Genomic DNA, 14,592 nt, shown 5'->3' on the forward strand with positions numbered 1-14,592 from the left:
GGTCGTTTTCCTCCTCTGCGCCCGGTCAGGTCCGCGCGATCAGCTCAGCCGTTCGACGAATTCGAACAGCTCACTGTCCTCGGCGTCGTCCAGATCGCTGATGGCCGTAGTGGTTTCGCGGCTGTCCAGGGCACGGGCCAGGGCCGCCAGCCGAGTGGCGATCGTCGCGCGTTCGGCGTCGGTGAGTTGCGCGGCGGCACAGCCCCGCTCGACCGCTTCGAGGTCGGCGATGACCTGCGCTTGTGCGTCCGGTGCTACTTCGGCGCGGAGATATTCGGCCAAGGCCTCGGGTGTCGGGTAGTCGAAGACGATCGTCGTCGCCAACTTGGTGCCGGTCGCCGCCTCCAGTCGATTACGGAACTCCATCGCCGCGAGCGAGTCGAACCCGATGTCCTGGAACGGGATATCGGCGCTGATCGCATCCGGTGACGAGTGACCTAGGACCGCCGCGGCATGCGAACGGATCACCTCGACCACGACTCGGCGCTGGTCGGCGGGTGACAGGCCGGACAGCCGGGCCGTCAGCTTGTCCGGTCGGCCCGACCCGCGGTCAGCGGCGAGCCGCGGGACGCGCACCAGCCCACGCAGCATCGGCGGCAGGTGCTCCGGGCCGATCCTCGCGAGTACGGACTTATCGATCCGTGCGGCCACGGGGCAGGCCTGCCCCGAGACCAGTGCGGCGTCGAACAGGGCCATGCCCACCGCCGCGTCGAGCGCGACGAACCCTTCCCGGCGCAGCCGGGCCCAATCCTGTTCAGTCAGCTGACCCGTCATGCCGCCGATGCCTTGCCAGGCGCCCCACGCCACCGAGGTGGCGGGCAGTCCGGCGACCCGGCGCGACTGTGCCAGCGCGTCCAGGAACGTGTTGGCGGCGGCGTAGTTCGCCTGTCCCGGCGCGCCGAGCACACCTGCCATCGAGGAACAGAGCACGAACTCGGCCAAGTCCAGGTCCTTCGTTGCCTCGTGCAGGTGCCAGGCCGCGTCCACTTTGGGCCGGAACACGGTGGCCAATGCCGTCTCGGTCATCGAATCGAACAGTCCGTCGGCGAGCACGCCCGCGGCATGGATCACGGCGGTCAGCGGATGATCCGGCGCGATGGCCGCCAGCAGTGCGGCCACCGCGTCCGGATCCGCGACGTCGCATGCCACGACGTCGACCTTCGCACCGGCCGCGCCCAGTTCGGTGACCAACTCCGCGACGCCCGCGGCATTCGGGCCGCGCCGACTCGCCAGCACGAGGTGCCGTACGCCGCGGACCTCGACCAGATGCCGCGCGAGCACCGCACCGAGCCCGCCGGTCCCGCCGGTGATCAGCACCGTGCCGTGCGGGTGCCACGGTACGGGCAAGGTGAGCACATTCTTGCCGATGTGGCGGGCCTGACCGAGGAATCGGAAGGCTTCGGGTGTGTGCCTGATATCCCAGGCGGTGGTCGGGATCGGGGCGAGCGCACCGGAGTCGAACAGCCCCACCAAAGTTGCCAAGATCTGGCCGAGTCGATCCGGACCTGCCTCCATCAGGAAGAAGCTGCGGTACGTCAGTCCGGGATGGCGCGCGGCCACTGCCGCGGGATCGCGCCGGTCGGTCATCCCCATTTCCAGGAAGCGGCCACCTTCGCCGAGCAAGCGCAGCGAGGCGTCGACGAAATCGCCTGCCAGCGAATCGAGTACGACGTCGACGCCGCGCCCGCCGGTGGCGGCCGAGAACTTCTGTTCGAAGTCGAGCGTTCTGGAGTCGCCGATGCGCTGATCGTCGAATCCCATGCCGCGCAGCACATCCCATTTCGGGGTGCTCGCGGTGACGAAGAGTTCCAGCCCGAGGTGCCGGGCCAGCTGGATGGCCGCCATGCCGACACCACCGGTCGCCGCGTGCAGCAGCAGCGATTCACCGGCCCGTGCACCGGCCAGGTCGACCAACGCGTAGTAGGCGGTGGCGAAGACGACGGGCACCGCGGCCGCCTGCGCGAAGGACCACCCCTGCGGAATGCGGGCCAACAGCCGCCGATCGGTCACCGCGGTCGCACCGATGCCGGACACGAATCCCATGACACGGTCACCGACCGCGAATTCGGTGACGTCGGCGGCGACCTCCAGCACGACCCCCGCGCCCTCGCCACCGATCGACGCTTCCGGATCCGGATACATGCCGAGCACGATCAGCACATCACGGAAGTTCACGCCTGCCGCGCGCAGCCCGATCCGTACTTGACCCGGCGCCAACGGTTCCGCTGTCCGCGCCGCCGCGACCAACGACAGATTGTCACCGGTGAGCGTGCCCTTGCTGTGCTGCGTCAACCGCCACGCGCCGCCAGTGAGCAAGTCCGCCGAACCGACCGAATCCGCGGTGGCCCTGCGCAATCGGGCAACATGCGGCACCCCACGACGCACGGCCACCTGCGGCTCGTCCGTCGTGGCCGATGCCTGCTCGACCGCGTCACGATAGTCGGACCATTCGTCCACGTCGACCAGGACCAGACGCCCGGGGTGTTCGTGCTGAGCGCTGCGCAGCAGGCCCCATGCGGTCGCGCCGACCGCGTCGACGGTCTCGCCGCGGTGTACGGCGACCGATCGCCGGGTCACCAGCACTACGGATGCGGCTGCCCACTCCGCCGAGGAAACCAGCTCCTGTGTGCGGGCGAGTAATTCGGCGATCCGTGCGCGCAGCGCCTGCGGCCGTGTCGCGGGCGATTCATCGGCGGGCGCCGAAGTGTCGGCGAAGCACATGACCACAGCCTGGCGGCCCGCCATCGAGACAACCTCGAGGTCTTCCGTCGGTGCCGCCGACCAATTCGCCTCGACAGCAACGTTTTCCTGGCGAACTGTGCTGATCCATGCCGATTCGAGCAGTGGCTCGGCGGTTTGGGCAACCAACGCGCCGAACGACTCCGGCGCGACCGACCGCATCGACAGCGTGTCCAGGCTCGCGACGAGAGCGCCCGTGTCATCGGTCGCGGTCAGCGCGATGCGGTCGGATTCCGGTGCCGTCAGCCGTACGCGCAACGCGGCAGCTCCGGCGGTGTACAGCGACAAACCCGCCCACGAGAATGGCACGCTCACCTCGCCCGCGTCGGCACCGGGCAGCAGCCCGCCGACCGCGATGGCGTGTAGCGCCGAATCCAGCAAAGCCGGATGTAGTCCGAACCGTCCGGCCGCTTCCCGCGCCAGGTCCGGCAACGCGACCTCGGCGAATACCTCGCTCTCGCTGCGCCATACGGCGGTGAGGCCGCGAAACATCGGACCGTACCGATAGCCGAGGTCGCCTAATGCCGGATAGGCGTCGGCGATATCCACCGGCACCGCGCCCGGCGGTGGCCAAGCCGAGTCGACCACCGGCCGCTCGTCGGTGGCCGGTGTCACGACGCCGACCGCGTGCTTTGTCCAGCTGGTCAGCTCCTCGGGCACGGCATCGGCCTCCCCCTGCGGCCGGGCGTACACAGTCAATGACCGCGCGCCCGTTTCCTGCGGCGCTCCGGCCACCACGCGCAGTTCCACCGCGCCGTCGGCAGGCAACGCCAGCGGCGCTCGGAGCACCAGCTCGCCCAGCCGCGGACAACCCACCAGCGCACCGACATACAGCGCCATGTCGACGAACGCGGTCCCCGGCAGGAGCACCACGTCGCCGATCGCGTGATCGGCCAACCACGCGTGGCTGCGCAGCGACAATCGGCCGGTGCACACCAGGTCCGGCGAATCCGGCACGCTGACAACAGCCGCCAGCAACGGATGATCGGCTTCCAGCAGGCCGGATCGGCGCAGATCGACCCGGCCGCCGAGTTCGCCGAGTTCGAGCCAATACCGTTCGCGCTGGAAGGCGTAGGTCGGCAGCTCGATCGCACGCGCACCGGTCCCAGCGAACAGAGTGGTCCAGTCGACTACGGCGCCCGCGCAGTGCGCGGTCGCCAGACCGGTGAGGATGCCGAGCACTTCGTCGTCATCCCGGCGGGCCCGCATCGTCTGCGCGAGCGTGATGGTCCCGGCATCGACCTCGACCGCGCTCTCGGCGACCATCGCACCCAGCGCGGCACCCGGTCCGGCTTCCAGGAAAACGGTCACCCGCTCCCGCTCCAACAGCCAACGCGCGCCGGCCATGAACCGCACCTGCCGCCTGACTTGGGCGGCCCAATACCAGGGCGAACACAGTTCATCGGCACTCGCCGGTTTACCGGTGAGCGTCGATACGATCGTCACGTTCGGCTGGTGATAGGTGCGGCCGAGGCAGACTTGCTCGAACGCGGCCAGCATCGGTTCCATCCGCGGTGAGTGGAACGCGTGACTGACCGCGAGCCGTTTCGTGCTGGCGCCGCGCTCTTTCAGCACCGCCGCCACCTCGGTGACCGCCGCCTCGTCACCGGAGACGACGATCGAGCGCGGCCCGTTCACCGCGGCGATGCCGACCGAGCCGGTGTGGTCGCCCAGCACCTCGAGCACCTGTTCTTCGGTGGCGGTGACCGACACCATGGCACCGCCCTCGGGCAATTCCTGCATCAGGCGCCCGCGCGCGGCCACCACGGCGCACGCATCGGCCAGCGACCACACGCCCGCCACGTACGCCGCGGTGAGCTCGCCGATCGAATGCCCGATCAAGTAATCCGGCTGCAGACCCCACGAACTCAGCAGCCGGAAAATCGCGACCTCCACCGTGAACAGCGCCGCCTGGGTGTAGGCGGTCTGATCCAGCAGGGTCGGCCCGGAGCTCGGCTCGGCGAAGACGACCGTACGCAGTGGGACGTCGAACGCCCCGTCGAACTGTGCGCACACCTCGTCGAACGCCGCGGCGAACACCGGATAAGTCTCATACAGTCGCTTGCCCATCCCGATCCGCTGGGCACCCTGCCCCGGAAACAGCACCGCCGTCTTGGCATTCGGCCGGGCCACACCACGTAGCAGCACCGCCGAATCGGAACCGGCGGCCCGCGATTCGCCGGTAGCCAGCGCGCGTAGCGCCGACAGCAATGCGCCGTGGTCACGGCCGAGCAGGACAGCGCGGTGGTCGAAGGTCGTCCTGGTCGCCGCCAGCGAGTAACCCACATCGACCGCTCGCGCGGTCGACCCCGGGCCGGCTTCCGCCAGCTGGGTCAGCAACCGATCCGCTTGTGCCGGTAGCGCTTTCGCGCTCGCCCCGGACACCACCCACGGCACTACCGGCGGGTCGGACCGCTGCTCGGGCGCGGCGGGCGGATCGGGCGGCGACTCCTCCAAGATCAGGTGCGCGTTCGTACCGCTGATGCCGAACGTCGACACCGCCGCCCGACGCGGACGACCGTGCCCCGGCCACGGTTCGGCCTCGAGGAGCAACCGGACATCGCCGCTGGACCAGTCCACATGGTCGGTCGGCCGCTCGATGTTCACGGTGCGCGGCAGCAACCCGTGCCGCATCGCCATGACCATCTTGATGACTCCGGCCACCCCCGCCGCGGCCTGCGTGTGACCGAGGTTCGACTTGACCGAGCCGAGCCACAGCGGCTCCCCCGCGCGGCGGCGCGCACCATAGGTGCGCAGCAGGGCCTGTACTTCGATCGGATCGCCGAGCACCGTGCCGGTGCCGTGCCCCTCCACCGCATCGATCTCGGCAGCGCTCAGCTCGGCATCGGCGAGTGCGTCGTGGATGAGTTGTTGCTGCGCGGGCCCGTTCGGTGCGGCGAGCCCGTTGGAAGCGCCGTCCTGGTTGACCGCGGACCCCCTGATCACCGCGAGGATGCGCCGACCGTTCCGGCGCGCGTCCGAGAGCCGTTCCAGCACAACGACACCCGAACCCTCCGACCACGAGGTGCCGTCGGCGTCGGCGGCATAGGACTTGCAGCGGCCGTCGGCGGACAGTCCCCGCTGGATGCAGAACGCGAGGTACCGGCCCGGCCTGCCGACCACGGCCGCGCCCCCGGCCAGCGCCAGATCGCATGTGCCCGTCCGCAGCGCCTCGCTCGCGAGATGCATGGTGACCAGCGACGACGAGCACGCCGTGTCGACCGTCAGCGCGGGCCCCTGCAGACCGAGCTGATAGGACACCCGACCGGAGGCGACGCTGCCCGCCATGGCGGTCAACATGAAACCGGCGAGTTCCGGCGGCACCTGCTCGTTCACGTAGTCGCTGCCGAACATTCCGATATAGACGCCGGTGCGGCTGCCCCGCAACGAATCCGGCACGATCCGCGCGGTTTCCAGCGCCTCCCAGGTCGTCTCCATCAACAACCGCTGCTGCGGATCCATGGTCAGCGCTTCGCGGGGCGAGACGCCGAAGAACGCGGCGTCGAATTCCGCTGCTCCGGTGAGGAATCCACCATGGCGCACGTAGGACTTGCCCATCTTGCCCGGCTCCGGGTCGTACAGATCTTCCGGCCAGCCACGGTCGGTGGGGAACTCCGATATCGCATCGCGTCCCTCGACGAGCAACCGCCAGAGGTCCTGCGGCGATTCGATGCCGCCCGGGAATCGGCACGCCATGCCCACGATCGCGATCGGCTCGTTGCGGCCACTGTGCTCGGCGGGCCCGGCCCGCACGACGCCGACATCGCCCGCGACCTCAGGGCGTACCAGCTGCTCGCGGAGAAATTCGGCCAATCGGTCGACCGACGGGTAGTCGAAGGCGACCACCGCGGTCAACTCGACCCCGGTCGCGGCCCGCAAGCGGTCGCGCAGCTCGACCGCGGACCGCGAGTCGAATCCGAGCTGCTGGAACGACTCCGCCGGGTCGACCAGGTCCGGACCGCTGTCGCCGAGCACCGCGGCCACTTCGCGCAGCACGATGTCCTGGAGCATGCGCCGCTGCTCATCGAGGGATCGGCGACGCAGCGCGGCACGAATAGCGGAACCGAGTGTTTGTGACATTTTCCGGGCTCCTCGTATCGGTATGCCGCCGAATCGAAATGGCCAGGCCGCTCCGAATTGAATCCAGCGTAATCAGGACACGGTTTACCTACGCCCATCGCTCGGTAACCATCGATCCATCGGCAGTGCTGATTCGAATTCGTGCTCGGTATTTTGAGAAAAGCAAAGACAATTCGATGTCAGGAGCACACGATGCCGGTGCCGACACCCGCGGACTTCGATCATCTCAGCGAGCTCGTCGCCATTTCCGATGCCGCGGCCCGGTCGGCGAGCACGATCAGTGAGGTGTTCACCGGGCGGCCGCTGGGCGTCGCGCCGATCGGCACCGCCGATGACGTGCGCGCCGCGGTCGCCGAAGCGCGCGCCGCCCAGGCGGATTGGGCGGCGCGGCCGGTGCGCGAACGCGCGGCTGTCCTCGAGCGTTACCGGAATATGGTGCTGGACCACCGCGATTTTCTGATGGACGTGGTGCAGGCCGAGACCGGAAAGGCCCGCTGGACCGCACAGGAGGAGTGCCTCGGCGTCATCGCGGTCGCGCGCTATTACGCCCGCCATGCGCCGAAGATACTGCGACCGTATCGCGTTCGGGGCCCACTGCCGTTGGTGACGAAGTCGGTGGTGCACCATCATCCGTGTGGTGTCGTCGGCGTGATCGCGCCGTGGAACTATCCGATGTTCCTCGCCATCGGCGACGCACTGCCCGCACTGGTCGCCGGTAATGCGGTCGTCCTGAAACCCGCTGGGCGCACCCCGTTCTCCGCGCTCGCCAATGCCGAACTGCTGTATTGCGCCGGGTTGCCGCGGGAGTTGTTCGCGGTCGTTCCCGGTGCCGGCGAGGTGGTCGGCGCGGCCCTCGTCGACACCTGCGATTACCTCATGTTCACCGGCTCGGCCGCCACCGGTAGGCAACTCGCGCAGCGGTGCGGCCAGCGACTTGTCGCGTTTTCCGCCGAGCTGGGCGGCAAGAACCCGATGATCGTCACCGAGGGCGCGAATCTGGCCAAGGCCGCCAAGGTCGCGCGGCGCGCCTGTTTCGGTAATGCCGGGCAGCTCTGCCTTTCGGTCGAACGCATCTATGTCGAACGGCGGGTCGCCGAGGAGTTCACCGCGAAGTTCGTCGCTGCGACCGAAAGCATGGTGCTCGCGGCCGGTTACGACTTCCGCGCCGATATGGGCAGTCTCGCCTCCACCGACCAGCTCGAGACGGTGACCAAACACCTGGCCGACGCGAAATCCAAGGGAGCCGAGGTACGCACCGGCGGGAATCCGCGGCCGGATATCGGCCCGCTCTTCTTCGAGCCGACGGTACTGACCGGGGTGACCGACCAGATGGAATGCGCTCGGCACGAAACGTTCGGCCCCCTGGTGTCGATCTATCCGGTCGCCGACGTCGACGAGGCGGTGGCCCGTGCCAATGACACCGATTACGGTCTCAGCGCCAGCATTTTCGCCGAGAGCCCGGCGTACGGCGAAACCATTGCCGTGCGCCTGCGTTCGGGAGCGGTCAATGTCGGCGAGGGCTATTTGCCCGCCGCCGCCAGCCCGGGGGCGCCGATGGGCGGCATGGGCAGTTCCGGCATCGGCCGCAGGCACGGACCGGCCGGGCTGCTGAAATACACCGAGCCGCAGACGGTGGCCACCACTCGGGTCATCGATCTCGACGCGCCCCCGGCGATTGCCAGCGCGCGCTGGCGGGGGCTAGAGGCTCCCCTTGCCCAGCTGATCAGTCGACTGCCCGGGCGCTAGCGCGCAGGCGCGCCGGGCCGCTTCGACACCGGCGCGGTAGCACCCTTCCAGGGCGCCGCCGCGGAGATAGTCACCGGCCAGCGTCAGGCCCGGGCATTCGGACAACTCGGTGTCGAGCGCGGAAAGGAAATCGCCGTAGTACGGGAGATAGGCGCAGTACCCCGCCTGCCAACTCCGCCGCAGCGTATGGACTCGGTGCACCGGACCGCCACCGTAATGCTCCAGTGCCTGTTGCTCGGCCGCGTCGAGCCAGCGCTCGAGCTCCGCATCCGAAGGCGCGGGCCTGGCCCGTCGGCCGTGGAACATGTATCGCCCGATGTGCCGGTCGGTGCGGCCCTCGGCGACTGCCAAGCTGCACGGCGAGTCGTCCTCCACCGAGAAACCGTAGGCGCCGGGCCCGAACAGTTCTCGGTCGTACTCGACCATCGCGACGGCGCCGGGAAAATACCGGACCTGCGCCAGCAACTCGCTCAGCTCGGGGAACTCCGGTTTCACCAGGTCGGCCGCATCGTGCGCCGAGGTCGCCAGGATCACGCCGTCGTAGTCGTGTTCACGGGTCGGCCCGCCGTTCTCGGAGATCGCGAGGCCACTCACGCCGCCGCCGCGCACGATGATCCCCTCCACCCGCGCACTCGTCCGCACCGTGACGCGCCGGGCGAATTCGTCGACGGCGGGCTGCACGCCGCCGGGCAAGCGGTAGAACCGCTCGACAAACCACCCGAGGTTGGTCCCGAATGTGCCGAGGTACACCTCATCGGGCTCGGCGCCGTTCATCCAGCGAATCATCGGCCGCACCACGGTGCTCAGGCCGGGCCCGAAATGCTCGCTCAACGGCTTGTGGTCGCTGCGGGCGCCGAGCGTGGCGAAGTAACGCGAACCGAGGAACCTGCCGTCACCGCGCACCTTGCCGACCAGATAGGCGAACTTGGCGACCTCCCGTGGCGAACCGACACTGGACAGATACCGCATGACGGCGTGGTATCTGGTCGGATTGACCATGATCAGTTTGTCGCCGACGGTGCGCGCCAACGCGATCGAGTATCGCTCATAGGAGTCGACCCCGAGGTCGGCGAGGAATTCACGGAAGCCGAAGTACTTTTCGCCGATCAGTTGGGCACCCATCATGACGGGCCGGTCGCCGAGCCGATCGAGTCCGAGCCGCCCGCCGAGCACGGTGTCGCGCTCGATCAGCTCCACCTGCGCGCCTGCCCGGCGCAGCTGGTAGGCGGCGGCCATGCCGGACACCCCGCCGCCGATGACGGCGAACCGCCGGTCCGCACATCCCGATCGGTGTTCCATGATGCACTCCTCACAACCGGGATTTCCACCCTGCCCCCGCAGGTGCATCGATATAACCCCTACCGCGCCCCCTATCACAGCGGCTGGCGCAACAGAAAGCGTAACTCGGTTCGCCTGCGCACCCGCAGCTTCCGGTACACCCGCGTCAGATGCTGCTCGACGGTGCTCGTGGTGATGCCGAGCCGGTGCGCGATCTCGCGATTGCCGCTCCCCCCGGCGGCCAGTTCGGCCACCCTGCGCTCGGCCGCGCTCAATGATCCGACATCGGGTGGGGCACCGGTGGTCTCGCTCGGCGACTCGGACGGGGTGGTCCGATCACAGAGCAAACGATCCCGCACGGGGCCCGCTCCGCACTCGCCCGCGAGGCGTAGGGCCGCCTGTTCCACCGACCGGGCTCGATCCCGGTCACCGAGGGACTCGTGCGCCCGGGCGAGGTCGGCGAGCACCATGGCGAGCTCATGGCGGTCGTGACCGGACCGCGCGATGGTCTCGGCCTGGCGCAACAACCGCAGTTCGGCGCGCGGATCGGCTTCCATGGCCGCGAGCAAACGCAGTGAGACCGCCCCGCTTTCGTGCCGGCCCGGGTCGCCGAGCAGATCGAGATGCATTCTGACGAAGGCGCGGGCCCGACGCTGATCACCGGCCAGCAGATAGGCCTGGGCGACGTCGTTGCGCCACGGCAACAGCCCGGGAATGTCCATCCGCCAGCGCCGCATCATCGAGCCGCAGACCTGGAAGTCGAGCAGCGCGTCGTCGAATTTCGCCCTCGCGAGCGAATAGTGCCCGCGGGCACGCAGATACGGCAGCGCGAAGCGCGAGTCGAACAGCGTCAGCGGCACCTCCCGGTCCAGCTGGGCGCGCGCCTCGTCGTATCTGCCCGCGGCGGTCAGCGCCAGCACGCAGCTCGACAGCGCGCGCCCGATGCTGGTACCGAGGTTGGCGGCGGGTACATAGTTCAACGCCGCCATGGCCAGGCGCACCGCGGCGGCCAGATCGCCTTGCCGGAGGGCGATTTCGGAGCGCAGCCCGGCGAAGATCGACTGCCAGGTCGGTGAGCAGCGGGCCGCCGCCTCGGCCAGTAGCGTGTCGCACCAGGCCGCGGCGATCTCCAACTGCCCCGAATAGATCAGGCATTCCAGTGCGGTGGTCAGCGCGTCGAGGGTCGAGGAATCGAGCCGGTGGCGCGACAACACCCGGTGCGCGGCCGCGACCGTGGTCTCGCCCGCGCAGTCGGTGAGCACGCCGGTCAGCAGGTTCGCCGCGACGACCTGCACGCAGGACGCCTCGGGGACGGTGGCGGCCGGCTGGGTGGTGGTGCGAGGTTTCGGCAACTCGGGGTAGGAGTAGGCGATCCAGGACCGCAGGAAGGCGAGTTCGGCGGTGGGCACGCCCCGCGACATCGCGCGATCCCGTTCCACCAGATCCAGCACCGCGCGCGCCTCGTCGACGCGGCCGTGCCACAACAGATAGCGAACGACCGCGGGCAGCGTGGACGCGGACAATCGCCCGGTCTGCAACGCCGTGTTCAGTCTTGCGAAATTCCTGGTCGCCGGGGATGGGTTCACCCGCCACTCGACGGAGACCAACTTGGCCGAGATCTCGGCGCGCTCGCCCGCCTCCGTGGTGGCACGGTAGGCCGCCTCGAGATATTCGACGGCCCGGCCGATCTGATCCATGGCAAGCAAGTCGTCGGCCGCGTTCCGCAATACGGTTGCCGCCCAGGGATATCCGAACGAGCCCGCCGCGACCAGATGTCCGGCAACGCTCGTCGCGGGTGCGCCCGCCTCGTGCAGGGCGACGGCCGCTCTACCGTGCAACCGTTTCCGGGTGTCTATCGACATCTGCTGGCCGAGGCGCCGCCGTAGCTCCGGGTCGCGGATCCGCCCGTCGTCGACCACTCCGGCCTGTGTCATCCACGCGAGGGCGGACAGCACCTGCTGAGGATCGGCATCCAGGATCCGCGCGATCAGCTCCGGCGTTGCCTCGGCATCGACGATCGCCATGACTTCCGCGATCCGCGTCTGCCCGACGAGGTCGGCTACGGCACACGACTCGCGATCGACGACGGCGGGCGGCGTCCGCGGCGGATCGTAGAGGTCGATGGCGTCAGCATCGAAAATGACCACCGGGCCGGGTGGTGCGCTGCCGGCGGACACGGACTTCATGATGGTCGGCCTTCTGTTGTTTCCCTGTCGACGTCGTGCATTCCACAATTCGTCCCATGTGGATTTGTCCAAGGGTTGCCCTGCGGCGTTGCAGGAATGCCGATACCCGAGCAGTGGCCGCATAAGTGGCACGCATCGACTAGTTCTACCGGACCCAGCAAACCGCACCGCGCGCGCGGTTGTCAAGGTACCCGGAATTTCCTCGGGGCCATGAAATATAGGGGCACATAGGGGTTTTGTCCCGGTCGCCCGATTGCGAAAGTTGGCTTGCCGATGGCAGCCGACATCGACGCTCGCGTTGGGAGACTCCCGTGTCCAAGCAACTGGGTGCCGCGCTGCGGACCGAGGCCGGCGTCGACGCGATCGTGCGGCGACACTTCTGCGCGCAGTCCGCACGACCGGCCGACTGGCACGACGTGTCCGCGGCAGCGTTGAGTCCTTATCACCGAGCCGTTCTCGTCTGCGACGGCACCGTCACTCGCACGCTGGAGGCACACACCCTCGAACGGATCGAGGCACGCTGCGTTGACCAGCACGAGGTGACCGGGGACGAGCAGCACAGCGACTGGCTCGCCGCCGGACCCCGGGACCGGGTGCTGGTCCGGCACGCCGAACTCGTCGGGCAGTGCTCGCGAATCCGTTACGCACGCGCGGAATCGATGATCGCGGTCGACCGCCTGCCGGTCGGCTTCCGGGCGGCACTCGAGGCCGAACCGGCGGGCATCGGTGCCGCGTTGCAGGCGGCGCACGCCGAGTCGCACCGGCAACTGCTGTTCTACGGGCGCACACCGGATTCGGTGTGCGCCCGTTGCTATCGGATTATCGTCGGGGCCAGGCCCGCGCTGGTCATCAGCGAATGGTTCCTGCGCTGATCCACGCGATCAGGTCCAGTTGCCCAAACCGAGGGCGGGTTCGCCGAACAACTGCTGACGCAACTCCACGCGACGCACCTTCCAGGTCGCGGTCCGGGGAATCTTCGCCCAGTCGAGGTGGATCGGTTCGCCCAGCGGCGGCAGTCCCGCGACCGCCGCCGACCACCGATCGGGAGCGATAGCCGCACCGTCATAGGTCGAATACACCGGCACGGGCAGGGTATTGGGCCTGGCGAGCACGACGACCTCGCTGGTTTCCGGGAGGCGGTCCAGCAGAACGTCTTCCATGGCAATACCGCTGGCCCCCCGGATGCGGTCGATCTCCCGGTCGACCAACCGCACCGAACCCCACCGGGAAATGATCCCGAGATCGCCGGTATTCCACCACCATCCGTCGACCTTGTTCCGGTGCCGGTCGGACTCGCCGACATAGTCCAGGCAGCGGCCCGGCTGGTTGATCTCGATCAGGCCGACCTGGCCATGTGGCACCTGTTTCCCGGTGTGCGGGTCCACCGCCCGCACCTTCGCCACGGTGGGCAGCGGCCAGCCGAGTTGCTGGGTCGGTGGCGGGTATTTGCCCACCCGCCGCACCATCGCCCGCACATACGGCCGGAACACGAGTACGCCGTTCTCGGTTTGGCTCCACGATTGGATCCAGAATGGCATCGGCGCCTTCGACGCCACCAGAAACGCGCGCATCGTGCGTGTGTGTATCGCGTCGAACGAGTTGATGTAGAACCGCACGTTCTCGAACAGTCCGGGCCGGTCCCGAGCCATGGGCTCCAGCGCGAGGTAGATGTTGGGCAGCATGTCGACGACGGTCGGTTTGTGCGCGACGAACAGCTCGGCGATGCCCGGACCCGGGATGTCGCTGATCGCGACCAACTTCGGTCCGGTTGTCGCCAGCGCCAGCAGGGCGGTCACGGTGCGCTGATGGAAGTACGGGTCCAGATAGGCCCACACGTCACTGCTCCGGAAGCCCTGTAGGAACCAGTTCTCCGTCTCGACGTGGGTGAGCGCGTGCATCGATTCGGCCGAGTGCAGCGCGAATTTCGGGAAGCCGGTGGTGCCCGAGGTGTGGGTGGCGACCATGGGCTCGGTCCAGTCACGCAATGTGGTCGGCGCGGGCGCGGATCCGCGTAAATCCGCATAGCTCACCACGCCGTCGCCGCGCCCGCCGATCAGCACGGTGGTCTCGGTCAACGCCGCGAGCGCAGCGCGAGCCCCGCCGGGCCAGGCCAACTCCAGCCTGCCCGGGTCGGTGACCAGATACGGTCGATCCAGCCTGCGCAACAGCGTTTCGGCGACCTCGGTGCCGTGGTTCCACGCCAACTGGAATGGAATGGCACCCAATTTGGCTGCCGCGCAGCCGATCACCTGCACGTCGGGGTGATTGGCCTTCATGATCGCGACCCGGTCCCAGGCCCGGACACCGGCCGCGCGCAACGCGGCCGCCGCCTCGTCGACCAAACCGGCCCAGCGCGAAAACGTATACTCCACACCACCTTCCGGCGCGATATCGGCCGGGCGTTGCAGAACTATTCGCTGGTCCGGAAACCGAGCGGCCGCCACGGACCAGGCCTCACCATATTTCCCGGTTGCCGGTGATCGGGAGAACCGCGTCAGCCGTGGCAACCCCCGGCTCGGTGTCAGACCGGAAAAGAACTCTGGTCCAGCGTTTTTCATCATTA

General features: G+C 68.5%; 6 protein-coding genes. 2 read left to right on the forward strand and 4 right to left on the reverse strand.

What is annotated here, in order from left to right; translation table 11 throughout:
• Positions 1-39: 39 nt before the first annotated feature.
• Positions 40-6,819: an SDR family NAD(P)-dependent oxidoreductase gene (locus ACFK0J_RS21655; RefSeq protein WP_378730009.1), complete on the reverse strand. Its 6,780-nt coding sequence runs from the start codon at positions 6,817-6,819 to the stop codon at positions 40-42.
• A 192-nt stretch (positions 6,820-7,011) separates the two neighbouring features.
• Between ACFK0J_RS21655 and ACFK0J_RS21660 the strand changes: the two genes are divergently transcribed.
• Positions 7,012-8,565 carry a succinic semialdehyde dehydrogenase gene (locus ACFK0J_RS21660; protein WP_378730011.1) on the forward strand — a complete coding sequence of 518 codons (1,554 nt, stop codon included), beginning with the start codon at positions 7,012-7,014 and terminating at the stop codon, positions 8,563-8,565.
• Here ACFK0J_RS21660 and ACFK0J_RS21665 read toward each other — a convergent pair.
• On the reverse strand, positions 8,518-9,864 hold the full coding sequence (locus ACFK0J_RS21665; protein WP_378730012.1) for a protoporphyrinogen/coproporphyrinogen oxidase: 1,347 nt from the start codon (positions 9,862-9,864) through the stop codon (positions 8,518-8,520). The genes ACFK0J_RS21660 and ACFK0J_RS21665 overlap by 48 nt on opposite strands.
• Before the next feature lie 74 nt (positions 9,865-9,938).
• Positions 9,939-12,020 carry a LuxR C-terminal-related transcriptional regulator gene (locus tag ACFK0J_RS21670; protein ID WP_378730014.1) on the reverse strand — a complete coding sequence of 694 codons (2,082 nt, stop codon included), beginning with the start codon at positions 12,018-12,020 and terminating at the stop codon, positions 9,939-9,941.
• 320 nt (positions 12,021-12,340) lie between these two features.
• On the opposite strand from ACFK0J_RS21670, the gene ACFK0J_RS21675 reads away from it, so the two are divergent.
• Positions 12,341-12,901 (forward strand): chorismate--pyruvate lyase family protein, encoded by a 561-nt coding sequence (locus ACFK0J_RS21675; protein WP_378730016.1) that lies wholly within the window; start codon positions 12,341-12,343, stop codon positions 12,899-12,901.
• Positions 12,902-12,910: 9 nt separating this feature from the next.
• Here the strand turns inward: ACFK0J_RS21675 and ACFK0J_RS21680 are convergent, their stop codons facing one another.
• Complete coding sequence (locus ACFK0J_RS21680; protein WP_378730018.1) at positions 12,911-14,590, reverse strand: AMP-binding protein; 1,680 nt, start codon at positions 14,588-14,590, stop codon at positions 12,911-12,913.
• Positions 14,591-14,592: the final 2 nt, after the last annotated feature.

The sequence above is a fragment of the Nocardia brasiliensis genome (assembly GCF_042691675.1).
Taxonomy (GTDB): Bacteria; Actinomycetota; Actinomycetes; order Mycobacteriales; family Mycobacteriaceae; genus Nocardia; species Nocardia brasiliensis_D.

What these genes read in the sequence shown, in the direction of transcription:
- ACFK0J_RS21680 (WP_378730018.1), bottom strand. Translation starts at nt 14,590, where the DNA reads ATGATGAAAAACGCTGGACCAGAGTTCTTTTCCGGTCTGACACCGAGC.
- ACFK0J_RS21655 (WP_378730009.1), bottom strand. Translation starts at nt 6,819, where the DNA reads ATGTCACAAACACTCGGTTCCGCTATTCGTGCCGCGCTGCGTCGCCGA.
- ACFK0J_RS21665 (WP_378730012.1), bottom strand. Translation starts at nt 9,864, where the DNA reads ATGGAACACCGATCGGGATGTGCGGACCGGCGGTTCGCCGTCATCGGC.
- ACFK0J_RS21660 (WP_378730011.1), top strand. Translation starts at nt 7,012, where the DNA reads ATGCCGGTGCCGACACCCGCGGACTTCGATCATCTCAGCGAGCTCGTC.